At 51.1% G+C, this 25,844-nt stretch carries 22 protein-coding genes; 4 read left to right on the top strand and 18 right to left on the bottom strand.

The features are described 5' to 3' along the window. Nucleotides 1-7 precede the first annotated feature (7 nt). The 7 genes from RS889_RS00110 to RS889_RS00080 form a co-directional block, all read right to left on the bottom strand. On the bottom strand, nt 8-472 hold the full coding sequence (locus RS889_RS00110; protein WP_237160203.1) for a tripartite tricarboxylate transporter TctB family protein: 465 nt from the start codon (nt 470-472) through the stop codon (nt 8-10). A gap of 42 nt (nt 473-514) precedes the next feature. After that, entirely contained in the window at nt 515-1,492 is a 978-nt protein-coding gene (locus tag RS889_RS00105; RefSeq protein ID WP_315708914.1) for a tripartite tricarboxylate transporter substrate binding protein, read from the bottom strand. A 50-nt stretch (nt 1,493-1,542) separates the two neighbouring features. Further along, nucleotides 1,543-2,589: a sialidase family protein gene (locus tag RS889_RS00100; RefSeq protein WP_315708913.1), complete on the bottom strand. Its 1,047-nt coding sequence runs from the start codon at nt 2,587-2,589 to the stop codon at nt 1,543-1,545. A 43-nt stretch (nt 2,590-2,632) separates the two neighbouring features. Next, nucleotides 2,633-3,583, bottom strand: coding sequence for a dihydrodipicolinate synthase family protein (locus tag RS889_RS00095; protein WP_315708912.1), 951 nt, complete (start codon nt 3,581-3,583; stop codon nt 2,633-2,635). A 3-nt stretch (nt 3,584-3,586) separates the two neighbouring features. Then, nucleotides 3,587-5,239, bottom strand: a complete 1,653-nt coding sequence (locus RS889_RS00090; RefSeq protein WP_315708911.1) for a signal transduction protein — start codon at nt 5,237-5,239, stop codon at nt 3,587-3,589. A gap of 51 nt (nt 5,240-5,290) precedes the next feature. Further along, the gene (locus RS889_RS00085) at nt 5,291-6,898 is read right to left on the bottom strand and encodes an FGGY-family carbohydrate kinase (RefSeq protein WP_315708910.1); all 1,608 of its coding nucleotides are present in this window, start codon (nt 6,896-6,898) and stop codon (nt 5,291-5,293) included. Nucleotides 6,899-7,027: 129 nt separating this feature from the next. Continuing rightward, nucleotides 7,028-7,279, bottom strand: a complete 252-nt coding sequence (locus RS889_RS00080; protein WP_315708909.1) for a DUF3748 domain-containing protein — start codon at nt 7,277-7,279, stop codon at nt 7,028-7,030. Between the two features lie 438 nt (nt 7,280-7,717). On the opposite strand from RS889_RS00080, the gene bhsA reads away from it, so the two are divergent. Further along, nucleotides 7,718-7,975, top strand: a complete 258-nt coding sequence (gene bhsA, locus RS889_RS00075; protein WP_290181015.1) for a multiple stress resistance protein BhsA — start codon at nt 7,718-7,720, stop codon at nt 7,973-7,975. Nucleotides 7,976-8,076: 101 nt separating this feature from the next. Here bhsA and RS889_RS00070 read toward each other — a convergent pair whose 3' ends face one another. The 6 genes from RS889_RS00070 to RS889_RS00045 form a co-directional block, all read right to left on the bottom strand. Continuing rightward, nucleotides 8,077-8,979: a LacI family DNA-binding transcriptional regulator gene (locus RS889_RS00070; protein ID WP_315708908.1), complete on the bottom strand. Its 903-nt coding sequence runs from the start codon at nt 8,977-8,979 to the stop codon at nt 8,077-8,079. Between the two features lie 162 nt (nt 8,980-9,141). Beyond that, nucleotides 9,142-9,450, bottom strand: coding sequence for a PTS lactose/cellobiose transporter subunit IIA (locus tag RS889_RS00065; RefSeq protein ID WP_290181016.1), 309 nt, complete (start codon nt 9,448-9,450; stop codon nt 9,142-9,144). 12 nt (nt 9,451-9,462) lie between these two features. Beyond that, nucleotides 9,463-10,851: a glycoside hydrolase family 1 protein gene (locus tag RS889_RS00060; RefSeq protein WP_315711182.1), complete on the bottom strand. Its 1,389-nt coding sequence runs from the start codon at nt 10,849-10,851 to the stop codon at nt 9,463-9,465. A gap of 52 nt (nt 10,852-10,903) precedes the next feature. Then, nucleotides 10,904-12,226 (bottom strand): PTS sugar transporter subunit IIC, encoded by a 1,323-nt coding sequence (locus RS889_RS00055; RefSeq protein ID WP_315708907.1) that lies wholly within the window; start codon nt 12,224-12,226, stop codon nt 10,904-10,906. Then, nucleotides 12,223-12,543, bottom strand: a complete 321-nt coding sequence (locus RS889_RS00050) for a PTS sugar transporter subunit IIB (protein ID WP_315708906.1) — start codon at nt 12,541-12,543, stop codon at nt 12,223-12,225. Before RS889_RS00050 ends, RS889_RS00055 begins: the two co-directional genes overlap by 4 nt. Nucleotides 12,544-12,867: 324 nt before the next feature. Next, a complete protein-coding gene (locus tag RS889_RS00045; RefSeq protein ID WP_315708905.1) occupies nt 12,868-13,569 on the bottom strand; it encodes a FadR/GntR family transcriptional regulator in 702 nt (233 codons plus the stop codon). 366 nt (nt 13,570-13,935) lie between these two features. Between RS889_RS00045 and uxuA the strand changes: the two genes are divergently transcribed. Then, nucleotides 13,936-15,120, top strand: a complete 1,185-nt coding sequence (uxuA, locus tag RS889_RS00040; RefSeq protein WP_021013681.1) for a mannonate dehydratase — start codon at nt 13,936-13,938, stop codon at nt 15,118-15,120. A gap of 31 nt (nt 15,121-15,151) precedes the next feature. On the opposite strand, the gene yidA is transcribed toward uxuA, so the two are convergent. Next, on the bottom strand, nt 15,152-15,967 hold the full coding sequence (gene yidA, locus RS889_RS00035; RefSeq protein WP_021013682.1) for a sugar-phosphatase: 816 nt from the start codon (nt 15,965-15,967) through the stop codon (nt 15,152-15,154). 230 nt (nt 15,968-16,197) lie between these two features. On the opposite strand from yidA, the gene RS889_RS00030 reads away from it, so the two are divergent. Both RS889_RS00030 and RS889_RS00025 read left to right on the top strand, forming a co-directional pair. Beyond that, nucleotides 16,198-18,198 carry a methyl-accepting chemotaxis protein gene (locus tag RS889_RS00030; RefSeq protein WP_315708904.1) on the top strand — a complete coding sequence of 667 codons (2,001 nt, stop codon included), beginning with the start codon at nt 16,198-16,200 and terminating at the stop codon, nt 18,196-18,198. Nucleotides 18,199-18,407: 209 nt separating this feature from the next. Then, nucleotides 18,408-19,595 (top strand): MFS transporter, encoded by a 1,188-nt coding sequence (locus tag RS889_RS00025; protein WP_315708903.1) that lies wholly within the window; start codon nt 18,408-18,410, stop codon nt 19,593-19,595. 103 nt (nt 19,596-19,698) lie between these two features. Here the strand turns inward: RS889_RS00025 and gyrB are convergent, their stop codons facing one another. The 4 genes from gyrB to dnaA form a co-directional block, all read right to left on the bottom strand. After that, nucleotides 19,699-22,110: a DNA topoisomerase (ATP-hydrolyzing) subunit B gene (gene gyrB, locus RS889_RS00020; protein ID WP_315708902.1), complete on the bottom strand. Its 2,412-nt coding sequence runs from the start codon at nt 22,108-22,110 to the stop codon at nt 19,699-19,701. 18 nt (nt 22,111-22,128) lie between these two features. Further along, nucleotides 22,129-23,214 carry a DNA replication/repair protein RecF gene (gene recF / locus RS889_RS00015; protein ID WP_021013686.1) on the bottom strand — a complete coding sequence of 362 codons (1,086 nt, stop codon included), beginning with the start codon at nt 23,212-23,214 and terminating at the stop codon, nt 22,129-22,131. 133 nt (nt 23,215-23,347) lie between these two features. Next, nucleotides 23,348-24,448: a DNA polymerase III subunit beta gene (gene dnaN, locus RS889_RS00010; RefSeq protein WP_021013687.1), complete on the bottom strand. Its 1,101-nt coding sequence runs from the start codon at nt 24,446-24,448 to the stop codon at nt 23,348-23,350. Nucleotides 24,449-24,452: 4 nt separating this feature from the next. Further along, nucleotides 24,453-25,844 carry a chromosomal replication initiator protein DnaA gene (dnaA, locus tag RS889_RS00005; protein ID WP_021013688.1) on the bottom strand — a complete coding sequence of 464 codons (1,392 nt, stop codon included), beginning with the start codon at nt 25,842-25,844 and terminating at the stop codon, nt 24,453-24,455.

Genomic DNA, 25,844 nt, shown 5'->3' with positions numbered 1-25,844 from the left:
CATAATGTCAGGACTCACTGAAAACCGAGGTCGGCAGTGGGGAGTTAAACAGGTAGGTAAAGGCGCAATAGATCACCACCACAATGCACAGTGTCGACAGCACGATAAACCAGGGACGACGCTCATTCATAAACAACATGACACCGGGAATAAACAGCAACGCCGAAACCAGGAATCCCGCGTAATTTAATAACACACCAAACACCACTGCCATCGCCCCCAAAATCAAGGGACGCCGCACATAAACCGACGACAGATCAACGGCAATATCCACCTGATGCCGATCCTTAATCACCGCAATCCACTGGAATAGGCCAAGCACAATAAACAACCACGCCAGACCATAAGGCCAAAACCGTTCCCCCGGCACACCGGATGCATCAAACATGGCCATGTTGCGCGACAAGAACAGCATCAGTCCGCCCAATCCTATCGAACACAAGCCAATTAACAGGTTCCACTTACGCATCATGATTCTCCCTACCGCCGGGCTTCCGGCGGTAGTTGTCACTTATTATTTTTTCATTGTTTCAGCGATCAGTTGCTTATACATGGCATCATCCTCTTTCATCATGTCGGCTGCATCCTGACCCACGATGGTCACCGGCATAATTCCTTGTTTTCTCAACGCTTCCTTATAAGCCGGTTCATTAACCACTTCGGTAAAGGTTTTCACCAGTTGGCTTTCGATTTTCGGCGGCAGTTTCGCCGTGGTGGCCAACACTGCCCAGGCACGCATCTTCACGTTAAAGTTCAGATTCAGCGCCTCCTTGATGGTGGGAACATCGGGGAACAACGCGAAACGTTTGTCGTCCATTACCGCCAGCACGCGCAAAATACCGGCATCAACTTGTGATTTAACCGCCCCCGGCGTGGTCAGCACCGCGTCAAGATGACCACCGACCAATGCGGCAATAGATGGGCCGGTACCTTCGTTATAAGGAATATGGTTGAATTTGGTGTGCGTATTATTCTCAATATTCACAGTGGCCAGATCATAAATCGCCCCCATACCCGAGTTACCCACCATGAGTTTTCCTGGATGCTGTTTTGCCGCCTGGATAAAATCTTCCATTGTTTTGTAACTGGAATCCGCTTTCACCACGATAGCCACCGGGTCGGCGATAGTGGTCACCAATGGCGTAAAATCTTTATAGGTGACGGGGGATTTGTGTTGATAAGGGAACATCGCCAGCTCAACTGTGGTCATGACCAGTTTGTAACCATCCGGTTTGGCTTTCGCGACTTCAATCAGCCCAGTAACTCCATTGCCGGCTGGCTTGTTGACCGGGACAAAAATAATGCCTTTCGGCAGCCGATCTTTAGCATACTCAAGCAGCGTCCGGGCGGAGGTATCAGTACCGCCACCAGGATTTTTGGGGATAATGACTTCAATGTTTCTCGTCGGATAGGTTAACATTTGCTTGGCAACAGCCTGTGTGGCCAGCAGTGGCATCGCTGCGGCCAGAAGCACACACCAATATTTTTTCATCGTTTTCTCCTTTTATGACTTTATTGTGTAGGGCGGTTCAGGGTACAGATTCACAGACCGAACACGATCTGCTGATAAACGATATTTTTCCGATTCCAGGTATAGGTCACATGTAGCGAGTCACCATCGGCGATGATAGCCGGGTAGGAAAACTCGCCAGGTTCCTGTTCCAGGTCGATCAGGTTCTCCCAGGTGTCGCCATTATCGGCGGAATAAGCGACCGTAAGCGGATAACGCCGGCTCCAGTTACCAGTGACGGGGTTATACACCAGCACCAGCTGATTATGGCCGAGCGAGACCATATCAATACCGCTGTTGTTATTGGGCAGCGCGGTAGCATAAGCGTCGCACCAGTTACGCCCATAATCAGCGGAATCACTGCGATACAGACGACCACGGGTACTACGCATCAGAACATGGATTCGTCCCGGAGCGGATTCCCAGGCTGAGGGCTGAATCACCCCGTCCCACTGGAATACCCGCGTCAGATCGTTTTCCCACAAGGCATCCTGTTTCAGCCCCTGCCAGAGCGCATCCTGATGGTTCTCCGCCGGGGTTTGATGTGTCAGCGGTATTGCGACGGATTGCCACTGTTGTCCACCATCACCGCTGATATCGACAAACGCGTCCCAGTAGCGATCGTCCTCCACCGAGCCGGGGGCCAGCCACTCACCGTTGGACATCACCAGCACTTTATTCTTGACCGGACCGCGTGGTGTGCAGTCCCCTGCCACCAATGGCCGGGGAGATGACCAACTGACGCCATCATCATCCGATACCGTCATCCGTGTCTGCCAGTGGTGGACATCCGCACCGACTTTATAAAACAGCCATAACCGACCATCCTGATGGTGCAATACCGGGTTCCAGTGCGCCAATCCCGGTTCTGCTGCGATCGACAGCGGTTGCTGCCAGTTTCCCTGCTCACCACATGACAACCAGATAGCGGTATCGCCGCTGCCTTCCTTCTCTCCGGCAAAATACGCCACTCGCAGACGGTTGCCCGGCAGGGAAACCACCGTCGAGGCATGGCAACTGCCAAAATAGTGGTGTTCAGCGGGCAACAGTAATTGTTGTTTTACCTGCGTCAGTGTCATGGCGGCCCCTTTGGTTATTAGTTGTTCTTTATGTCACGCCTGATTAAGGATTGAGTTGCGTTGTAAACGGCTGGCCCAGTCGCAGCATGCTGCTGATGGCGTCCGGAAAAAAGCTCTCGCCATACGCCGCGCTGCTACGCACCCGGCAAATGTGGGTCGAGAAGTTACCACATTGCTGCTGGTAGTGCTTGGCACAGGCCGGATAATCGAGAAATTCCACCAGTGCAGCAGTGGAAAGATAGTCCGACAGTTGTTGCGCCAGCAACGGCTGTTCACGCCAGTGCTCATAAAGCCAGACGTACAACTGTGGATGGAAATTGGCCATCACACCGCTGTAAGCCTGACATCCGGCTTGCAACGATGGCAGCAGCGTCTGACTGTTGGCATTGGCCAAATGCAACCGGGTGCCTTGCGCCAGTTGTAAGCGCCGTTTGATGGTCGGCAGGTCGCAACACGTATCCTTGATAAAGGTGTAACGCCCGCTACGCGCGCACCACGCCACCGTGTCATCAGACAGCAGGCGTTTGTAAGGATAAGGACATTCGTAAATCCCCAGATCCACGTAGGTAGGCAACTGTGCTGTCAATAACTGCAACTGATCGAGCGCGACCTGATCAGACTCGCCCGACAATGCCAACCGGTTACTGATCAGGATCAGGCCATCTATGCCGGTTTCCGCCATACCATTAAGCTGCTCAACCTGTTGGCTGATGCCACAGGCGGTATGGCCGGACGCCACCACCGGTACACGTCCATCCACCAGCTCAACGATAAAACGCACCAGCTCTCGGGTTTCCTTATCGCTCAGGAAGAACATTTCGCTCGACTGGCAGGCAGCAAACAACCCATGTACCCCGGCCGCCAGATACCACGTCACCAAACGACCCAACGAGTCATAGTCAATCTCGCCACGTTCATCGAATGGCGTCAGCATTACCGGCCACACGCCGGTGTATTTTTGCTCGTTATGTTGTTGATCGCTGTCGTACTGCATAATTCACTCCGCCAAAAGCGTATGGGCATCGCCCGCCATAAAGACCCGGATATTCTGTGTCAGCGCCTGCGCCACAAATGCTTTCAGGACATCGCCCAGTTGTGCCTCGTCGACGTACGCCACCGTTAGATGGTTACTCTGGTGCCCCGCCATCAGATCGTCCCGGTTGACACCATCCAACACCGCATTCAACAGTGGCCATTCATAGTTGGTGGCACGGCGACGGCGTTCGAACTCGGCAGGCGGCAATTCCACTGCGGTACCAGTACCGATATGCATGATGACCTGCGTTCCTTCATAGTGAGCGCGCGCCCAGATAAAGCGCCCGGCCTTGCTCTGACCGGTAATGGTGGAACCGCCATATGGGAAGAACATCGGCGGCTGACGATAACCGGTCGCTCCGGCGATGCCCCCTTTCAGATGGGCAAACGGCACCGCACCGGAGATTTCCAGATCCCAATAGAATGTGTCCTGATAATCGCTACCCCAGCGAATATCGTGCAGCGTGGTTTCCGCCGGCAAGCCCAGACCATGCAACAGTCGCCATAGCATTACCTGTGGAATCGCACTGCCCATATCCACTTCGTTGATGCAGGGTATCGCCATATCCGGACGGATAATCTCGCCTTGCTCATCCGGCAACGGGAAACGCTCCGCGTTACCAATCGCGCCTTCGGCAAAGTCAGAGGCAGCGCAACTGTCTTTCAGACCCTGCTGATACTGCACACCCACTGCTGTCAACCCAAAACGCTTCACAAAACGCGCCATGGCAATCATCATCGCGCACTGTTCCAGTACCTGCTCACGCGTCAACTGCCGACTACCGTCGGTGCCAAATTCAAACTGCATACCCTGTTGTTCATACCATTGCAGGCAGCTCTCACGCAGCGACGTCGGCACTTTATCCATTTCCACCAGCAAGGCGGACTGCGATAGAGATTCAATCGGCATACCGGTGTTCACCATCGCCTGTTGTGGGAACATGCCGTTAATCATGCCCATGCAGAAGGTATCGAACAGACCGATAATCGCCTTGTGGCGCAAAATATACTCCCCGACCTGACGCCCGATCTGGCCTGCGTCGGTAGCCAATACCGGGTGTGAAGGCGCAACCGGGTGGAGATAGCCGGTTTTATGGCTAACCGCGCCATCCCGCAGCCAGGTGGATAGATCCTGGCGGAAATCATCATCTTCAAAGGTTTCAGACCACATCCGAGAATAGGCTCGTCCCAGACTGGTAAGACAGCCTGCCATACACAACATGCCTACCAGCCCCGGCCAGGTGCCATCAAAATTGGCCAGCAATAGCACCGGGCCGCGATGATGCACCAACGATGGCGCCAGATGATGGGAATATTGCCAAGCGGTCAGCAACACGATGACCGGTGCATCCGGATCGATAGCGGCAAAAACCGCACTACCCTCCTGCTGACTGCTGATAAAGCCGTGTCCACGGTCAGCATTCACGGGATGAGCCCGCTTCATGCGATAGCCCAGTTGCTCCAGAACCATCTGTAATGTGTTCTCAAACTGCTGTTGGGTAGGCCAGCACGTCACATTAGCGGGTTCACGCAAATCCGCATTGGTGACCAATAACACTTCTCCGGCCTCGGCACTCAGTCTGGCGGGGGATTCGGGTAAATTGAGTTTCAACATCGTTTGCTCCTGCATGTCTGTTCCGGCATTGGCCGGGATGATTCTGATGGCTTACCGCGCGCCGTCAGTGCCCGCTAGCGGGCACATTTGCTGTTCGGCAGTCTGTTGATCCTGATACATCTGCAAATAAATTCGGTATTTGGCGTCATGAAATGCCTGATGTTGCCGGTCTGCCCGGATCAATGTGCCGGGGTGAACCAACGCCGCTGCCGCCTGAGGCAATGACGGATAAGTACCGCAGGCGACAGCGCCCAGTAAGGCGGCCCCCAGCGTGACGGCATCGTCTTCGCTGACCAGTTGGATATCGCAGCCGGTAATGGCGGCGTATTCCCGCAGCCACAATGGATTCTTGGTTGCTCCGCCGCACATCACCAACCGGGTAATCTGATGTCCGGCCTGATTCATGCTGTCGATAATGTGGCGGGTGCCATAGGCAATGGCCTGTAGTGTCGCCAGATACAACCGAGCCAGCGCATCCGGTCCCTGTTCCAGGGTCAGTCCCATTACCGTCCCTCTGGCATGAGGATTAGCGCGCGGTGAGCGGTTGCCGTGATGATCGGCCAATACATGCAAGTGACAAGTCGGCAATGGCTCACGCTGTTCCAGCAATGCCACCCACTCGTTCAAAATCTCGTAAACGCTGCATTGCCGCTGGTTGGCTTGGGCCTGCAACGCGGTCCACTCCGCATGCTGATGCAATGTCCACTCCACCAGTGCGCCAGCGGCACTCTGTCCCCCTTCACTCAACCACCACTGCGGTAGCATTGCACCCCAGTACGGCCCCCAGACACCGGGTACGCTGACCGGCTCAGGGTTCACTAACATATGACAATTAGATGTGCCGCTGATAATCGCCAGGCTGCCTTTCGGCTGGCTGCCAACCAGCGCCAGCCCGCCGGCATGTGCATCAATAATGCCGCTGGCGATCACCACGCCTGGTAATAACCCACACTGTTGTGCCGCTTCCGCACTCAGCACCCCCGCTTTTTCGCCAAGCTGAAGGATGTGAGACGGTATCTTTTCCAGCAGATCCGTCAGGTCAACTGCCTGAAGCAAGGTGCCACTGAAACGGTTTTCATGGGCCAGATAGTTCCATTTACACGTCAGAGTACACACGCTGGCAACATCGGCACCGCTTGCCCGCCAGACCAGATAGTCCGCTAAATCAAAAAACCGCCACACCTGTTGATAACGTTCAGGAAAATGGTGTTTCAGCCATAAAATTTTAGGAATCTCCATCTCAATGCTGACTTCGCCACCGACGTAATGCAGGGCGGCATCACCGGTAGCATTAATCGCCGCAGTTTCTGCCACAGCACGGTGATCCATCCACATCACGATATCGTGGTCAGCTTCACCCTGTTCCGCCACGGAAACCGGCTTACCGTCGATCCCGACTGCCACCAGCGAGCAGGTGGCATCAAAACCGATAGCGCGGATACCCGCGGGTTCAATTTGCGACTCGGCCAGCGCCTCGTGGATGCTGTCGCACACCGCCTGCCAGATATTCGCTGATGATTGCTCCACCAGATTGGCACGGGGATGGAATTGCTGGATGGGCCGTACCGCAAAGGCCAGTCGCCGACCGCTGCTGTCAAATACGCCGGCTCTCACACTGGCAGAGCCGACATCCACGCCCATAAAGCAATCATTTTCCATGACTCTTCCTCATTGCTAACTCGAGTTAGCAATGTATTTAAAGAGAGAGAAAGAGACAATGCTTTTTAACTTGAAGTGTGAGGTCGATCGGTGAACAAAAAATAACCATCTGAAAGTCAAACGGTTTTATCAGGCAAAAAGAAACCATTTTTTAACATATTGATGCCGGGGATTTTGCCTTTCAAAAAAGGCATCAGGAGGGAGAAAACGGCAAGCGATAACTGAACTTCCACCACACAACGTAACTGCCTGATGACGAGCGTCATCTCGAACCATCACTCTGTGACGGTGATGGAAATCATAGGGCCAGTTTGCATCCGGATTTTCCGGACCGTGAATAAAAACATAACGTAATGGCGGGACCAAGCTACCGGTCGCCACCCCACATGCACACCCTGTCCAGCACGATAATAACCGCTGTTCTCCGGGTATTAATATTCACCCATTAAACTGTCAAAGCTGTGAACAAAGATTTACACGATATTACATCGTAAACTAACCAATTTTCATCTCTGGATAAGATATTAATGTGGGCAATATGCTGACAAACAGCACTAAACGTTAATTAATATTCTTTATCTATAGAATGTGCCCACATATATCGCAATAAACTGGAACATCATAATAAAAAAATCGAAATTATATAAAAACCTTAAAAATCATTGAATTATTTACAATACTTGACTGTTTTTTCTTTCAAATAAATAGAACAATAAGCTCAATAACATTAGATTTCCAATCAAGAAGCAGAGGCGTAACCTTTCTTGCATCGAAAGGGAAACACCTTTCATTGTCATTAACAGAGTAAGGAAAGGCATCATGAAAAACCTGAAAACCATCGCTATCGCTGCAGTACTGTCCACCGTTTCTTTCGGTTCTTTTGCTGCTGAATATGTGAATGCCCAACAGGCGCAGCAGTTCCATAAAGTCGGTGTAGTCACTGCCAGCGCCAGGGATCTGAGCTCACTGCAAGCCAAACTGGCGGCCAAAGCCGATCAGCAAGGCGCCAAAGCGTATTACATCACCTCCGCTGTCGGTAATGACACGCTCCGCGGTACGGCGATAATTTATAGTTAATTCATTCATTATTATTACCCTCATCCCCGGTTTGCCTGTGTCCACTTCAAACCGGGGTTTTTTATTGTCTGGAGGGTCGAAAAAAGCTGCGTGAATACACTTTAGTAAGGGGTGATGAGGCTACCGCGCAATGGCGGGAATTGCAGATCCTCGGAAAATGGCAAGCTAACCATTTGCAGAGCGCGTTGCGCCAGCACATCCAACGGATAGTTAATCGCCGGGAGATGAGGTTCACCAGACATTTGTACTGCACAGCCATCAAGACTGAAGACGATCACCTGTTCAGGAACTGAACGCTGAAATTGACGCAGAATCTTTACCGCTTCCAACCCAATGTAATAATCCGTCACCAGCAGTGCATCAAACTGCACATTAGCGGTGATCAAACCCTGCAAAGCAATATTGACTGATACGTCGTAGTCGATAACCAACTGACGGTTATAAGGCAACGGGTAGCTTTCCAACGCGTTACGATAGCCTTGCATCACCTGCTCGGCAGCCTCACCGGTGTGAAAATTCAATAGCGCTATTTTTTTACGGTTATGGCTAATCAGATAGTGACCTGCGGTTTCCGTCGCAAACAAATAATCAAAATCAATTTTGCTTTTTGATGCAGCGCCGAGACAGTCGATCAACACCACCTCATCGGGTAATGACGGCAAATCAAAGCGCGCACCCACCACCATCACCGCATCACACAACCCACGACTCAGCTCCGCGATTGCCTGATCAACCGCCTGCGCATTATCGGCAAAACGCAGCAGCAGATACTTCTGATGCTGGCTGAGCTGTTTTTCCAGCGCTTGCAAATAACCGGTCGCCTGCTGAACATGTTCGGTGGCACAAATCACACCAATACAACCCGTGCACTGACTCGCCAGCGACTGACCAATAAAATTAGGCTGGTAGTTAAGAATTTCAACCGCACGCAGCACCGCTTGTCGACTCTCTTCTTTCACACCCCGGCTACCACTTATCACCCGAGATACCGTGGCCTTAGACACCTGAGCCAATCGTGCTACATCATTGATACTTGTTGTATTTTTTATAACAAGAACCTCTTTACAGTAGGGACATCTTTACCGGCCGCCGTCATAAACACAATAAAATGGAGGAAAGCCAACAAGATAAGGCGTTCATCTATAGTCATTCCTCAAACGCTTTTCTTACGACTGACGTTGATAGAGAGCGATCATTTCCTCAATCAATTCACGAGCCAGTATCGCCGTCATCAGATGATCCTGTGCATGAACCATAATCAGCGTCATGGGCATTTTACCTTCCCCGGCATCTTCCTCAATCAATTCCGTCTGTACCCGGTGTGCCATGCGGGAAAAGGTGTCAGACTCCTTCAGCAACGCCTGCGCTTGTTCAAAATCACCTTCTCGCGCAGCGTGTAATGCCTCAAAACACAAACTGCGGGCTTGTCCGGCATTGACGATAATTTCCATAACCGTACTTTCCAAATCTCTCATGGCATCTTCCCCTCAGTCCGCTTCAAAACCATTTCTCGCCGCCATCGCCGCGAACCATTCACCGCTCTTTTTCAGCGTACGTTTTTGGGTCGTCAAATCCAGTTGTACGAAGCCATAACGATTTTTATAGGCGTTCAACCACGACCAGTTATCAATGAATGTCCACATGTGATAACCGAGGCAGTTGCCGCCTTCTGTTATACCTTTATGTATCCATTTCAGGTGTTCGCGGATAAACGTTATCCGGTAGTCATCCTGAATCTGACCATGTTCACTGAAACGCTGCTCATTCTCGACGCCCATACCATTTTCAGAAATAAAGCAGCGAGGATTGCCATAGTTAAGACGCAGATTGGTCAAAATGTCGTAGATACCGGGTTCATAGATTTCCCAGCCACGATACGGGTTCATCTTGCGACCCGGCATGTCATAACTGGCAAAGAACCATTCGGGCATAAATGGGCTGTCCGGATTCACCAGGCTGTCGCGGCATTGGATGCGGCGCGGCTGATAATAATTAATCCCCAGCAGATCAACCACACCCTCCGTCAGCAGTGCCTTATCCTCTGGCTGGCAGGCGGGCAGTTGCCCGTACTGTTGCAGCAACGCTACCAGTTCCTGCGGATAAACCCCTTTCAAGGCGGGATCGAGAAAGCTACGGTTAAACATCAAATCAGCGATGTTCGCTGCGTTAACATCCGCTGGATTTTGTGAGCGTGGGTAAGACGGTGTCAGGTTGAGAATAATACCGATCTCACCATCTTGACCCTGAGCGCGATAAGTCTTCACCGCCAACGCATGTGCCAGCATAGTGTGGTAGGCCACGCTGGCCGCACGCTTGAAATCCACGACATTCGGATAGTGGAAATCATACAGATAACCGCCTTCCACCGGTACGATCGGTTCATTGAACGTAAACCAGTGCTTCACCCGGTCGCCAAACAAGCGAAAACAGGTGGCGGCATAGTCACCATAAGCCTTCACCACCGCCCGGTTTTCCCAGCCGCCCTGACGTTGCATCACCAATGGCATATCAAAATGGAACAGGTTGATAAACGGCGTGATGCCCTGCGCCAGCATTTCATCTATTACCTGGTTGTAAAACGCCACCGCCCGTGGATTCACCTCGCCTACACCATCAGGCAGTAATCTCGCCCACGAGATCGACGTTCGGAAGGTATTGTGATGCAACGTTTTCAGCAGCGCGATATCTTCACGCCAGTGCTGATAAAATGTTGACGTCTCCGCAGGCCCGACTTGCTGGTGAAAGCGACCGGGCTGAAGGGCAAACCATTCATCCCAGATAGTGGCGCTTTTCCCACCATGGAGACTATCGCCTTCAGTCTGCGGCGCCGAACTGGCACTGCCCCACCAAAAATCCGTTGGAAAGTGATAAATCATGGTTTCTCTCACTGTTTCGATGACCGATTTGGCCACGATAAATAACCGGTAACTACACGTTAGCGGTCGATTCGGCGGCCATCTGTTGGTCTCTTTCCTGCTCTTGTTTCAACAAGGTGTGTTCATAGACTTTCAGAAACGGGTAATACATCATCGCCGACGTCACCATACAGAACAGACACATAATCACCGGGCTGAATGCCCAGTTGGCCGCCCACGAGGCACCAATCGGCGCCGGAGTTGTCCACGGCGTCAGTGAAACCACCTGCGCTACCCAGCCAAGCTTGGTGGCGATATAGGCAAAGATGGCATTCACCATCGGAACAAAAATAAACGGCAGGAACATCAACGGATTCATGATGATTGGAGCACCGAACAAGATAGGCTCATTGATGTTAAAAAAGCTCGGCACCACACCCATCCGGCCAATGGTTCGCAGATGGACGGAGCGGCTGCGCAATAATAGAAAGGCCAGTGGTAATGTTGAACCCACCCCACCAATCAGCAGGTAGTGATCCCAGAAGCCTTGCAGATAGATATGCGGCAACGGCTCACCCGCAGACAGCGCGGCCTGATTCAACGCCAGATTTGTCATCCAGAACGGGTTCATGATACCAGTCACAATCAGTGCGCCATGAATCCCGGCAAACCACAGAATCTGGCAGATAAACACGGAAATCAAAATAGCAGGCAGAGAGTCGGATGCCGAAATCAATGGCGCCAGCAGATGCATGATGGCGGCAGGAATGTTCATGCCAGTAACGGACTGAATAAACAAATTAAATGGATGCAGCGTCGCCACAATCACCAGCACCGGGATCAGGATCTCAAAAGAACGCGCGACGCCGGTCGGCACTTCTTTCGGCAAACGGATGGTTATCTTGTGATGCTTAAGCCAGGCGTAAACTTCACTGGCGTAGATCGAAGTGATAATCGCGGTAAAAATCCCTTCACCAGAGAAATATTGTGTAGAAATTTGCTTATCGTGATAAGGCGCGGCAACCAACAGAAACGCCATCAGCGATAGCAAGCCCGTCATGACCGGATCTAGCTTGTAATGTCTGCCGAGGCTCGCACCAATCCCAACGGAAATAAAGAAGGTCATCACCCCCATGCTAAGGTAATACGGCAACATCAACTGCTCGCGGTATTCCAGTGAAAAGTTCAACCAGCCGCGGGCAAATCCCATAGTGGTCTCTGGCGCGAATGGCGGGAAAATAAACACCAGCATAAACGAACCGATAATCATGAAAGGCAAGGCAGCGATAAATCCATCACGAATAGCGATGACATGCCGTTGCTGCCCCACCGTACCGGCCAGTGGCGTAATTTTCTGTTCGATGATATCCACCATCGACTGATAGAGGCTACTCATGCGTCATGTCCTTGTTCGATCAGCGAAAATGCGAAATCCAGCACCTTGTCACCACGCTGCATGCCGTAATCCATCATATCGATAGCCGCGATAGGAATACCTTTCGCAGACGCTTTTTTCTGTAGCGCCGGCAACATATATTTGACCTGTGGCCCCAACAATACCACCTGGTAACCACCGACCTGCTCATCGAACTCGTTGGTGGGATATGCGGCAATCTCCACCTCCACATGACGTTCTTTGGCAACATCAAGCATCTTGCGGACCAAAAGGCTGGTCGACATACCGGCAGAGCAACAAAGCATGATCTTTTTCATTCCGAATCCCTCGAGATACCGTGGTTTACGTGCAGATTGGAAACAATACGGAAACCGTTTTCCATAGAAATAAATCAAAGGTGATAATGGGTTCACGAAATGCAAAATGTATCAGGAGACATTGTGAAACGCGTCACGGAAAGGACATATCAGTCACACAAAAAATCAAAAATAGACTAATGACGGTGCAAATTGAGGGGAAAAAGCCTGACGGCGTAACATAATATTTGCCAGCCAGAAAACCGGGATACGTGAGGCGACCGCCACGTTCGGCGAACCAATTAACCGAAACCAGGTAGTTTCAGTGGAATATCTGAACTTGACTTATTGTTCTTCACTGCCGAAAAGATGGTCATAAACATGCTGCAAATGGCGCTCCATACACGCCCGTGCATGCGGCGCATCACGCGCGACAATCGCATTGGTGATATCCGTATGGTCCTGATTCATTGCCAACGGAAAGTTGGTATCCGCGTAATGGCTTTCCAACCGCACGAAACGGAGAGTCTTACGTTTATTCCACAGGTATTCCATCATATCGCGCAACACTTCGTTGCCGGACATTTCACTGATTAGCAAATGGAAGCGTTTATCTTCATGCAGGAATTTTTCATCGTTCACATGCAGGCGCGTAAGGTCATGAGTGATCTCCAGCAATTCGGCACGTTGATCATCAGTAGCATTGTGTGCGGCCAGTTCGGCCATCATGGCTTCATAAATTTGCCGCGCATGAATAAACGACTTCAAGCTGAATTCGTCATCCACTGGTGAAGTGGCTATGGCTGGCAGCGGATCACTGACATACACTCCGTTTCCAGTGCGGATTTCCACCCAGCCGGTAATCTCCAGCGCAATTAGCGCTTCACGGATGGAGGAACGGCTCACGCCGAGTTGGCGCGCTAACTCACGCTCCGACGGCAACAATTCGCCCGCGCCAAACTGCCCGTTTTTGATGCAAGTAATCAGGAGATTGGATATTTGCCGGTAAAGTCGTTCAACTTTCAGTGTTGGTAACGGTAACACCATATCTCCTCCTGACATTCCTTCTACAGTCAACCATCGTGATCAATATGCCCGCAGCTTACCACAGCCAGAAAAACGGAAAGAAAATTAAATCATCATGTTGTTAAGAACACATTATCGCTCAGCCCACCTTACCTTTGTTGTCAACATCGATGATCCCGGCGAGTAACCCCCTTATTAACGTGATCTGAATCACAGAAAATAACCCCACTGTCGTGAAATAGTTATTAGGTCTGGTGGCCTGACCACCAGACCTTGCACCCCTCTTATCATCACCGGAATGGCGATGACCGTCATTGCCGGTTTAAAGCGCATCTGAGGGACGTAACCGCAGCGATGACATCCCTCAATTCAGTAAGGAGTAACAGTATGGAACATACATGGCGCTGGTACGGCCCCAGCGATCCCGTATCGCTGGATGATGCCCGTCAGGCTGGAGCCACAGGTATCGTAACCGCACTTCACCATATTCCCAACGGGGAAGTCTGGAGCGTGGAAGAGATAAAAAAACGTCAGGCGATTCTGGCAGAGAAAGGATTGACCTGGTCAGTCGTGGAAAGCGTGCCGGTTCACGAAGATATCAAAACCCAGACCGGTCACTACCGCCAGTATATTGCCAACTACCAGCAGTCACTGCGTAATCTCGGTGTCTGTGGCATTGATACCGTATGCTACAACTTCATGCCCGTGCTGGATTGGACGCGTACCGATCTGGAATATCCGATGCCAGATGGCTCCAGGGCATTGCGTTTTGATTACACCGCGTTTGCCGCGTTTGAGTTACATATCCTCAAGCGGCACGGCGCGCAACAGACTTATACCGAACAGGAACAACAGCAGGCCGCGGATTACTTCGCTGCCATGACCCAGGCCGACATTGATAAGTTAACCCGCAATATCATTGCAGGTCTGCCCGGCGCCGAAGAGGGCTATACCCTGGATCAGTTCCGCGCTCAGTTAGCACGATATGACCACATCGATAAAATCAAATTGCGTGAGCACATGGCGGAATTCCTGCGGGCCATCGTTCCGGTAGCGGAAGAAGCTGGCGTCGTACTGGCAGTACACCCAGACGATCCACCGCGTCCTATTCTCGGTCTACCGCGTATCGTTTCCACTTTTGAAGACATGCAGTGGTTGAAAAAGACCGTGGACAGCATCAACAATGGCTTTACCATGTGCACCGGTTCTTATGGCGTCCGTGCCGATAATGATCTGGTCACCATGATCGAAACCTTTGCCGATCGCATCCATTTTACCCATCTGCGATCCACCTGCCGGGAAGAGAACCCAAAAAGTTTCCACGAAGCCGCGCACCTTAACGGCGATGTGGATATGGTCAATGTGGTGAAAGCCATTCTCGCTGAAGAACACCGCCGCCGCCAGGCAGGCAACACCCGATCGATTCCGATTCGTCCCGATCACGGCCACCAGATGCTGGATGACCTGAAGAAAAAGACGAATCCTGGTTATTCCGCCATCGGGCGTTTAAAAGGGTTGGCGGAAGTTCGTGGCATCGAACTCGCCATCAAACAGATATTCTTCAACGACTGATTATCCAAGGTAATCCACCGCTACTGGCGGGTTACCTATTCAGTACGAATTTCTCAATGGCGTGAGCGACGCCATCTTCCGCATTGCTTCTGGTCACAAACTGGCTGACCTCTTTCACTTTGCCGATAGCATTCCCCATCGCCACGCCCAGCCCGGCATATTCAATCATCGCCAGATCGTTTTCCTGATCACCCAACGCCATCACCTCCGCACGGTCCAGGTTCAGGTGTTCAGCCAGCATTTTCACCCCTTCACCTTTATTGACGCGTTTATCCAGAATTTCCAGATAGTATTCCGCACTTTTCATGATGGTGTAACGCTCCAGAGCTTGCGGTGGAATTTGCTTGATTGCCCGGTCCAGTAGCGTCGGTTCATCGATCATCATCACTTTCGGGAATCGCAGACTGCGATCCATCTCCTCTAGCGCCCGGTACTTCAGCGGCATACCGGTAAGATGAGATTCATAAACGGTGTAAGCGCTGATATCTTTATTGGTGGTATATACGTAGTTAAAATCCAACGCATGGAAATGTACCTTCAGTTCGCGGGACATCGACTCAAAATAGAGATAATCGGCGAAACTGAGCGTCGTTTGCGCGATACAGTCACCATTAAGCGTGCGCTGTACCAACGCCCCGTTATTGGTCACGCAATAATGATCCTCCTGCTGCAAATCCAGCTCCATCAGATAACGTTTCACACCGATAAAAGGTCTGCCCGTCGCCAGAACAACATAGACGCCTTTATTTCTCGCCGCTGTTATCGCGTCTTTCACCACGGGCGATATCAGATTTTGTGGCGTCAGTAATGTTCCATCCATATCAATTGCAATCAGTTTAATAGCCATAGCCTTCCCGATACCAAGTTAACTATTGATATGCTAACGCGCCTCTATACGGTGAGGCCAGAGAAATAACCGTCAGATAAAATGAGAAATACATTAAAGAAACATCACGTAACGCCGATGTTTTTATTGTGATTTATATCACTTTACGGAAAAATCAAAAACCACAAGGAAAACCCAATTTACTGATTTTATTAAATATTTAATACCTGTCTATCAGGGGGAATTATCAAATGTCCAATGAATTGGTTTCCTATTCTGCATCATCTCGTTCTTTACCTCAGACGCCTTCCCATAACAAAAAGCTTAGTACTCGGGCACTGGTTCTCATCGCCGCTATCTCTACCATTGCACTAGGTTTTATCATCACCATCGGATTACTGATCTGGCAATCCAGTCAACAGGAAAAGAAGCTCGCTCGGCAATATCTGGAACAAACAACATACGCCAACACCTATTTGATTCAGAACAAATTAAATGTCGCCCTCTTCGCTGCCCGTGATTTGGTACAAAGCATGATTAGCTTGCAGGAAGCGGGGAACCCAGACCGTAAAACAGCAGAAACCCTGCTGAAAAACGCGCTAAAGAGTCACCCCGATTTCCTGTCCATGTCACTGGCCTGGGAACCGGATGCCTTCGACGGTAAAGATAGTCAGTATGCCGGGCAGCCTGAACAGGATCCCAAAGGTCGCTTTGTCCGCTATGTTGACCGTGACACCGCAGGCAATATCGCACTGCACAACCTGACTGACTACGAAACCCCCGGGAGCGGCGACTACTATCTGTTACCGCGCAAGCTGCAAAAAGAAGTCATTCTGGAACCCTATAGTTATCCTTACAACGGTGTTGATGTACTGCTGACATCAATTGCAGTCCCGATTATCGTCAACAATAAGTTCTACGGCTCTGTCACCGCCGATTTTTCTCTCGACACATTGCAGAAACTGACTAACAGCATCAAACCCTACCAAGGGGCTGGTTATGCTCAGTTACTTTCCTCTTCGGGTGCTTATATCTCACATCCAGATAAGAAACTTATTACGAAAAAAGTAGAGGATGACCCAAATTTACTAGCCAGCATCCAGAGCGGTAAAGAGTATCAAGAGGAGAAAATCAGCCCCTTCCTGAACACCAACGTAATGAATTTTTATGTTCCCATTACTATCGGTAATACCGGCACACCATGGATGCTCGGTCTCTCGGTTCCGGTTGATGTCGTAATGGCGAAATCGGAGCGACAGCGTAATATCGCCATCCTGCTGACATTGATAAGTATTGTCATCGTCTCCGCCGTGGTAGGTTTTATTTTCACCCGCAAAGTTCTGCGTCCAGTGGGCGGTGAGCCGATGGAAGCCGCTGACATCGCACTGGCTGTGGCGCAAGGCGACCTTACCCGCCACATTCCGCTAAAGCCCAAAGATGAGAGCAGCATTTTCTACGCATTATCGGTCATGCAGCAACAATTGAAGTCGGTTGTGGAACAACTGATGTCCACCAGTGAATCGGTCAGTCATGGAGCATCAGAAATCACCGCTGGCAATACCGATCTGGCTTCTCGCACCGAACAGCAAGCCGCCGCGTTGGAAGAAACGGCCGCCAGCATGGAACAAATCACGGCGACCGTGAAACAGAATGCCGACAATGCACACAACGCTACACAGTTGACTCAGAACGCCACGCAAATCGCGCAAAAAGGCGACACTATCGTCGGCCAGGTCATTAATATTATGGGTGAAATTGACAACAGCTCTAAGAAAATAGCCGAAATTACCAGCATTATCAGCGGAATTGCCTTTCAGACCAACATTCTGGCGCTGAACGCTGCGGTGGAAGCTGCCAGGGCGGGTGAACAAGGCAGAGGGTTTGCGGTTGTGGCCAACGAAGTACGCAGTCTGGCCCAGCGGAGTGGTGATGCAGTGAAAGATATCACGGCGCTGATCGCTGAATCGGCCACTCGCGTAGAGAGTGGCGTCGCGCTGGTTCAAAACGCAGGCGCTACCATGCAGGAAATGCTGCACGCCGTGACGTCGGTAAAAGATATTATGGAAGAAATTGTCTCCGCTTCCGACGAACAATCACGCGGTATCAGCCAGGTCACACAGGCAGTACATGAAATGGATGGTGTCACTCAGCAAAACGCCGCTCTGGTGCAGGAAGCGACGGCAGCAGCAGCTTCGCTGGAGGATCAGGCCAAACATCTGGCGCAAACTGTACTGGTATTCAAACTCACCTGAATCTGACAGATCGTTCTGAATCCCTTGCTGGTGCGAGGGATTCGGATCACCGTGAGCATCCTCTAACTACCCTATCTATAAGCATCATTTCATCGAAAGACAGGGATCTCATTATTCGAACGATATGCTAGGCTATATCGCTCATCGACCTTGGGATAGCGGCCGTCTCTCACCGGTTCACCCGATTATCAGCGGATACATAAAATACGATGAAATTACCGAAAATACCGTTACTGGCACAGATATCATCTGCGCATTGGGTTAGTCATTTTCATATGATGGTGCTCCCGGCATTGATGCCATTGATTTCGACACAACGCGGTATCAGCTTCGTGGAAATTGGTTTTGCATTGGGTGTGTTCAATGTGGTTTCGGCTTGCGTACAAACCCCCACCGGCTTTGTGGTAGACCGTATCGGTGCCCGCCGCACGTTGATTGCCGGATTGACCCTGGGCAGCCTGTGTTTTTTATCTCTCGGTTTTTTCACCAGTTATACCTGGATGCTGGCAGCTATGGCGCTGGCTGGCGTAGCCAATGCAGTCTATCACCCATCGGACTATGCCTTATTGTCCCGCGGCATTGATGAAACCCGGATGGGAAGAGCATTTTCCATTCATACCTTCTCTGGGTTTTTAGGGACAGCGGTAGCGCCCGGCGTACTCCTGGCGATGGCATCATTCACCGGTATCGAAAGTGCATTTATTACCGCCGGTTTACTGAGTCTGGCGACTATTCCCTTGTTGCTAACCGAGCATGAGACACCGGTGCGTACTGTCGCTAAACGGGCTGAAGCCAAGTCATCCCGCATCAGGGTGTTTACTTTACCCATCATGACACTGCTGCTGCTGTTCATGCTGCTTAATCTGAGCACCAACTCCATTCAGAACTTCTCAGTAACGGCGCTTGTCACCGGTTATGGTCTGCCATTATCCAAGGCGAATATGGCATTGACCGCGTTCCTGTTTGCCAGCGCTTTTGGCGTACTGGCCGGCGGCTCACTGGCGGATAAAACGCAACACCACGGTCTGGTGGCAACCGGCGCTCTGGCAATTACCGCCTGTCTGGTGGCGATTGTGGCAACCTATTCGCTGCCGGCTACCGTATTGATTCCACTACTGGGTGTCGCCGGATTTTTGTCCGGGATGATTGCCCCTTCGCGGGATATGCTGGTACGTGCGGCTTCACCGGCTGGCGCGGAAGGCAGAGTCTTCGGGATTGTTACTACGGGATTTAACATCGGGGGAGCAGGTGGCCCGGTCGTCTTTGGCTGGTTGCTGGATCAGGGACATCCGCATGCGATTTTCTGGTCAGCTGTAATTTTTATGATCATCACCGCCATCATGACGCTGATACAGGAACTGCACAGTGTTAAACAGCGGTCGCTGACCGCGTTATGAACAAAAATAAAGGACACCTGCGTAAGCCGGTGTCCAGAGCAAAATAGGGTAATGGTATGCATATTAATTCCCGCTGACGGGGGAATTAATATGGAAAGCGATATCAGATATCAATATTTGCCGCTTTCAGGGCATTCTCTTCGATAAAGGCCCGACGCGGTTCTACAGCATCACCCATCAGCGTAGTAAACAGTTCATCAGCCGCAATAGCGTCTTTCACCGTAACGCGTAGCATGCGGCGACTGGTCGGGTCCATGGTGGTTTCCCACAACTGATCCGGGTTCATCTCGCCCAGCCCTTTATAACGCTGAATAGCCAAACCACGGCGAGACTCTTTCACCAGCCACTCCAGCGCCAGCTCAAAACTGATGGCAGGCTGACGGCGTTCACCGCGTTCTATATAAGCATCTTCTTCAATCAGGCCGCGTAATTTTTCACCTAACTGATTGATTTTACGATACTCATTACCATGAATAAACGCAAAATCCAGCGCATAATCAGTATCCATGCCATGAGTTCGCACCCGCAGCACCGGCTCATGTCGTTCCTGAGAATCACGAATCACCACACTGTACGCACTGCCGTGCTGCTCGTTTTCATTCAGATGGCTAACCAGCGCGGCCATCCACTGCTGCACCTGTTCACGATCATCCAGCATCTCTTCTTTCAGTTGCGGCTGATAAATCAAAGCATTCAGTAGTGCCCGTGGATAACGACGCTCCATGCGGCCAATCAGTTTCTGTACGCTATAATGTTCGGTCACCAGTTTTTCCAGCGGCTCACCCGCCAACGCTGGCGCATGGGCGTTAGCGTGCAAGGTGGCACCATCCAGCGCCAAAGCGATCTGGTACTGGTCCATCGCCTCATCATCTTTGATGTATTGTTCCTGCTTGCCTTTTTTTACTTTATACAACGGCGGCTGTGCGATAAACACATGCCCACGTTCAACAATTTCCGGCATCTGACGATAGAAGAACGTCAACAGCAGTGTACGAATGTGAGAGCCATCCACATCCGCATCGGTCATGATGATGATGCTGTGATAACGCAGTTTGTCCGGGTTGTACTCATCACGGCCGATACCACAACCCAGTGCGGTAATCAGCGTTGCAACTTCTTGCGAGGACAGCATCTTGTCAAAGCGGGCCTTCTCGACGTTCAGGATTTTTCCTTTCAGTGGCAAAATGGCCTGATTCTTACGGTTACGGCCCTGCTTGGCCGAGCCTCCCGCCGAGTCCCCTTCCACCAGGTAAAGTTCAGACAACGCCGGGTCGCGTTCCTGACAGTCTGCCAACTTACCCGGCAGACCAGCCAAATCCAGCGCCCCTTTACGGCGGGTCATATCACGCGCTTTACGCGCGGCTTCACGAGCACGGGCGGCATCAATAATTTTGCCCACCACGATTTTGGCATCCGACGGATTTTCCATCAGATAGTCCACCAGTTTCTCATTCACCAACGATTCAACAGCGGTTTTGACTTCTGATGAAACCAGCTTGTCTTTGGTCTGGGAAGAGAATTTAGGATCGGGTACCTTGACCGAGACAACAGCAATCAGACCTTCGCGGGCATCATCGCCAGTGGCGCTGATTTTGGCCTTTTTGCTATAGCCTTCTTTATCCATATAAGTGTTGAGGGTACGCGTCATCGCGGCACGGAAACCGGCCAGATGCGTACCACCGTCACGCTGTGGAATATTATTGGTAAAACAGTAAATATTTTCCTGGAAGCCATCGTTCCACTGCAACGCCACTTCAACACCGATTCCATCTTTCATCGTAGAGAAGTAGAACACAGTTGGATGAATCGGTGTCTTGTTACGGTTGAGGTAATCCACGAACGCTTTGATACCGCCTTCGTAATGGAAATGCTCGGACTTACCTTCTTCACGCTCATCAAACAAACGGATGGCAACACCGGAGTTCAGGAATGACAACTCACGCAGGCGCTTGGCAAGAATGTCGAACTGAAATTCAATCTGATTGGTAAACGTTTCATAGCTTGGCCAGAAACGCAGCGTCGTACCGGTTTTCTCCGTATCGCCCACCACTTTTAGCGGCGCTTGCGCCACGCCATGACGATACGTTTGTTCATGAACTTTACCTTCGCGGCAAATTACCAGTTCCAGCTTTTCCGACAAAGCATTGACGACAGAAACCCCCACACCGTGCAGACCGCCGGATACTTTATAAGAGTTATCATCAAATTTTCCGCCAGCATGTAACACCGTCATGATGACTTCAACAGCAGACACGCCTTCTTCTTCATGAATACCGGTAGGAATACCGCGGCCATCATCCTGCACCGACACCGAGTTGTCGGTATGAATCGTCACAACAATATCTTTACAGTAGCCAGCGAGTGCTTCGTCGATAGCGTTGTCCACCACCTCGAATACCATGTGATGTAGACCGGTACCATCATCTGTATCACCGATATACATACCCGGGCGTTTACGTACCGCATCCAGCCCTTTTAATACCTTGATACTTGAGGAGTCATAAGAATTCGACATCAACGTTTCTCGCTCATATTAGTCCTGTGATTGAACAGTTATTTTACCCTGTTCCACGCGGAACATCTTGCCCTTTTCACCAACCATGTCGCCGATCTGCTCAGCACTGACCGCGCTGACAAATACCTGCGCCTGGGTGGCTTTCAACCGTTCAGCCAACAAACGGCGGCGGGTACTATCCAATTCAGAAGCAAAATCATCAATCAGATACAGGCACTTCAGCCCGTTCTGCCGGGTGAGGAATTCACCCTGCGCCAGTCTTAAGGCACACATCAGCAATTTAAGCTGGCCACGCGACAGCATATCCTCTACTGCAACACCACCAGCGCGAATACGGAAATCCGCTTTATGCGGCCCCAACGCGGTATAACCCAACTGCCGATCACGCTCAAACTGCCGTTCCAGCAGCTCGGCATAATCGCTTTCTTTATCCCAGCCACGCAGGAACGAAAAGGTGAGGGGAAATTCGGGTAAAAACTGGCCACAAGTGGCAGTGATGTCTTCTACGATGGCCGTGCTGTACTCGGCCCGCCACTGGCTAAGACGTGCCGTCAACGGCACAAGCTCCTGATCCCACGCTTTTAATTGTCCATAATGACTCACCTGACGTAACGCAGCATTACGTTGACGTAACAACCGCTTCACGTTGCTCCAGACCGTGAGAAAAGCGGGTTCATTATGAAAACAACCCCAGTCCAGAAAGGCCCGGCGAAATTTAGGCCCGCCGTTCAGCAGCGTAAATCCTTCCGGCGTAATCAACTGAATAGGCAGCAACTGCGCCAGTTCTGCCACCTTGTGGCCGTCACTACCATCAATGCGGACGGTACTGTCCCCCAGACGGTTCTTGCTCAACCCAACCGAGCGCTCAAACGCCCCACTCTCGACACGGCCATGCAGTACAAATTCCGGCTGATCATGACGGATCACCCGGGCGGCCTGAATACTGCGAAACGCCCGGCCATGACCCAGTGTATAAATCGCTTCCAGCACACTGGTTTTTCCACTGCCATTGGCCCCGACCAAAAAATTGAAACCGGGAACCAACGCCAGATCGGCAGATTCAATATTGCGAAAGTCGCGGATAAGAAGACGGGTCAAAGCCATTTCACTACCATTTAGCCGATTTGCCGAACACAGATCACCCACGTTTCAGAAACAACACGCCGCACCTGATAATTCAGTGCGGCGCACGCTAAAACAGCAGCGGTACAATTTCCCCATTGACCAGCATATGCCACTACAGACGCATCGGCATCACCACATAGGCCGCCGCCTGACTGGCGCTATCTTCGATTTGCACGCTGGAAACAGAATCCGTCAGCAACAGACGAACCCCTTCGCATTTCAGTGCGTTAAGCACATCCAGTACATAACTGACATTAAAGCCAATTTCCATTTCCGTGCCGTCATACTGCACGTCCAGGATCTCTTCGGCTTCTTCCTGCTCAGGGTTATTAGCCGTGATTTTCAACTGGTTATGATTCAGGTACAGACGCACACCGCGAAACTTCTCATTAGAGAGAATAGCCGCTCGGGAGAAAGCCTGCTTGAGCAAATCGCAACTGGCGTCCAGCGTTTTGTCAGGGTTCTTCGGCAATACACGCCGATAATCAGGGAAACGGCCATCCACCAGCTTGGAAGTGAAAATAAAATCCCCCACATGGGCACGGATATTATTAGTACCAATCTGCAACTGTAACGGCGTGTCCCCGCCATCCAGCAAACGCACTAACTCCATCACGCCTTTACGCGGCACGATCACCGAATGTGATGGCAAAGATTGCCCTACAGGCATGGCACACACCGCCAGACGGTGTCCATCAGTCGCGACAGTACGCAATTCCTCGCCTTCGGTTTCAAACAACATACCGTTGAGGTAATAGCGCACGTCCTGATGTGCCATTGAAAACTGGGTGGACTCAATCAGCCGCTTGAGCGTGGCCTGCGGCAGAGAAAATTCCACATCACTCTGCCAGTCGTCCAGATTGGGAAAATCCGTCGCCGGTAAAGTAGATAATGAAAAACGGCTACGACCAGAACGCACCAGCATCCGATCACCTTCCAGTGCGATGGCAATCTCGGCACCTTCCGGCAGACCCCGGCAGATATCAAACAGCTTGCGCGCCGGCACAGTGGTTGCGCCCGGTTCATGCGGCTGGGCCAGCGCAACACGCGCCACCATCTCCATTTCAAGATCAGTGCCGGTCAATGACAGCATTCCTTCACTCACCTGCAACAGCAGATTACCCAGGATCGGCAACGTCGGCCGACCCCCGAGGGGACTGCTGACCTGTTGCAATGGTTTTAACAGATGCTCACGTTCAACGATAAATTTCATGATGTTATGAAGATAATGTTCTGATTAAATTGGAAAAATCTTCTTTGATGTCGTGACTTTCTTCACGTAACTGCCCAATTTTACGGCAGGCGTGCAACACCGTGGTATGATCTCGACCACCAAATGCGTCACCGATTTCCGGCAGGCTGTGGTTGGTCAGCTCCTTGGCCAGTGCCATCGCCATTTGACGCGGACGAGCAACTGATCGGGAGCGCCGCTTGGACAATAAGTCAGCGACTTTAATCTTATAGTATTCCGCCACCGTCTTCTGAATATTATCGATGGTGACCAGTTTCTCCTGCAACGCCAGCAAATCACGCAGTGCTTCCCGCACAAAATCAATAGTAATGGAACGACCGGTAAAATTGGCGTTGGCAATCACACGATTCAGCGCCCCTTCCAACTCACGAACATTGGAACGCAACCGCTTGGCGATAAAGAAAGCGACTTCACCCGGCAGACGGATATCATTTTCATCCGCTTTTTTCATCAGGATCGCCACGCGGGTTTCCAGTTCTGGTGGCTCGATAGCAACCGTCAACCCCCAGCCAAATCGCGACTTAAGTCGATCTTCCACCCCATTAATCTCTTTAGGGTAACGATCGGATGTCAAAATAATCTGCTGGTTGCCTTCCAGCAAGGCATTGAAAGTATGAAAGAACTCTTCTTGCGAACGTTCTTTATTGGCAAAAAACTGAATATCATCAATAAGCAGCGCATCAACAGAACGGTAATAGCGCTTAAACTCTTCAATCGCATTGTTCTGCAACGCTTTTACCATATCCTGCACAAAGCGTTCAGAATGCATGTAAACCACTTTGGCATTGGGTTTACGGGTGACGATACCGTTACCCACCGCATGCAATAGATGGGTTTTACCCAGTCCGGTTCCACCGTAAAGAAACAGCGGATTATAAGCGCCACCCGGATTATCAGCCACCTGCCGCGCAGCCGCACGTGCCAGTTGGTTGGACTTACCCTCAACGAAATTATCGAAAGTATGCTTGGGATTCACATTGGAACGGTAAGTATGTTCTGTCTGTGTGCGGGGCGTGTCCCAACTCGGACGCACAGGAGAAGTGACTCGCACTGGCGCTACTGGTGCAGCGGCGGCAATGTGGTTTCCTGCCGATACAGAAACCGGCATAACAGACTTGCTACCCACCTCAAAACGCAGCAACGGCGCATCAATGCCACAGAAATCAGTCAATAGCCCATTAATGTTGTTTAAATATTTATCACGTACCCAATCCAGCACGAAACGGTTGGGTGCATAAAGCGCCAGAGTGTTGTCACTCAGTTCCGCCTGCAATGGGCGTATCCACATGCTGAATTCTGTGGCAGGTAACTCATCCTGCAAACGGGCAAGACACTGCTGCCAAAGCGAAAGTGACAC

It is taken from the genome of Brenneria uluponensis, assembly GCF_032395385.1.
GTDB lineage: Bacteria > Pseudomonadota > Gammaproteobacteria > Enterobacterales > Enterobacteriaceae > Prodigiosinella > Prodigiosinella aquatilis.
The sequence above is the reverse complement of the archived record's forward strand: the minus strand, read 5'-3'. Positions and strand labels throughout refer to the sequence as shown.

Bases quoted from the DNA above. Each gene is read 5' to 3' on its own strand.
- RS889_RS00060 (WP_315711182.1), bottom strand. From the start codon at position 10,851: ATGATTTATCACTTTCCAACGGATTTTTGGTGGGGCAGTGCCAGTTCG.
- RS889_RS00095 (WP_315708912.1), bottom strand. From the start codon at position 3,583: ATGCAGTACGACAGCGATCAACAACATAACGAGCAAAAATACACCGGC.
- RS889_RS00085 (WP_315708910.1), bottom strand. From the start codon at position 6,898: ATGGAAAATGATTGCTTTATGGGCGTGGATGTCGGCTCTGCCAGTGTG.
- uxuA (WP_021013681.1), top strand. From the start codon at position 13,936: ATGGAACATACATGGCGCTGGTACGGCCCCAGCGATCCCGTATCGCTG.
- RS889_RS00090 (WP_315708911.1), bottom strand. From the start codon at position 5,239: ATGTTGAAACTCAATTTACCCGAATCCCCCGCCAGACTGAGTGCCGAG.
- bhsA (WP_290181015.1), top strand. From the start codon at position 7,718: ATGAAAAACCTGAAAACCATCGCTATCGCTGCAGTACTGTCCACCGTT.
- gyrB (WP_315708902.1), bottom strand. From the start codon at position 22,110: ATGTCGAATTCTTATGACTCCTCAAGTATCAAGGTATTAAAAGGGCTG.
- yidA (WP_021013682.1), bottom strand. From the start codon at position 15,967: ATGGCTATTAAACTGATTGCAATTGATATGGATGGAACATTACTGACG.
- RS889_RS00055 (WP_315708907.1), bottom strand. From the start codon at position 12,226: ATGAGTAGCCTCTATCAGTCGATGGTGGATATCATCGAACAGAAAATT.
- RS889_RS00025 (WP_315708903.1), top strand. From the start codon at position 18,408: ATGAAATTACCGAAAATACCGTTACTGGCACAGATATCATCTGCGCAT.
- RS889_RS00050 (WP_315708906.1), bottom strand. From the start codon at position 12,543: ATGAAAAAGATCATGCTTTGTTGCTCTGCCGGTATGTCGACCAGCCTT.
- RS889_RS00030 (WP_315708904.1), top strand. From the start codon at position 16,198: ATGTCCAATGAATTGGTTTCCTATTCTGCATCATCTCGTTCTTTACCT.
- RS889_RS00100 (WP_315708913.1), bottom strand. From the start codon at position 2,589: ATGACACTGACGCAGGTAAAACAACAATTACTGTTGCCCGCTGAACAC.
- RS889_RS00110 (WP_237160203.1), bottom strand. From the start codon at position 472: ATGATGCGTAAGTGGAACCTGTTAATTGGCTTGTGTTCGATAGGATTG.
- RS889_RS00065 (WP_290181016.1), bottom strand. From the start codon at position 9,450: ATGAGAGATTTGGAAAGTACGGTTATGGAAATTATCGTCAATGCCGGA.
- recF (WP_021013686.1), bottom strand. From the start codon at position 23,214: ATGGCTTTGACCCGTCTTCTTATCCGCGACTTTCGCAATATTGAATCT.
- dnaN (WP_021013687.1), bottom strand. From the start codon at position 24,448: ATGAAATTTATCGTTGAACGTGAGCATCTGTTAAAACCATTGCAACAG.
- RS889_RS00045 (WP_315708905.1), bottom strand. From the start codon at position 13,569: ATGGTGTTACCGTTACCAACACTGAAAGTTGAACGACTTTACCGGCAA.
- RS889_RS00105 (WP_315708914.1), bottom strand. From the start codon at position 1,492: ATGAAAAAATATTGGTGTGTGCTTCTGGCCGCAGCGATGCCACTGCTG.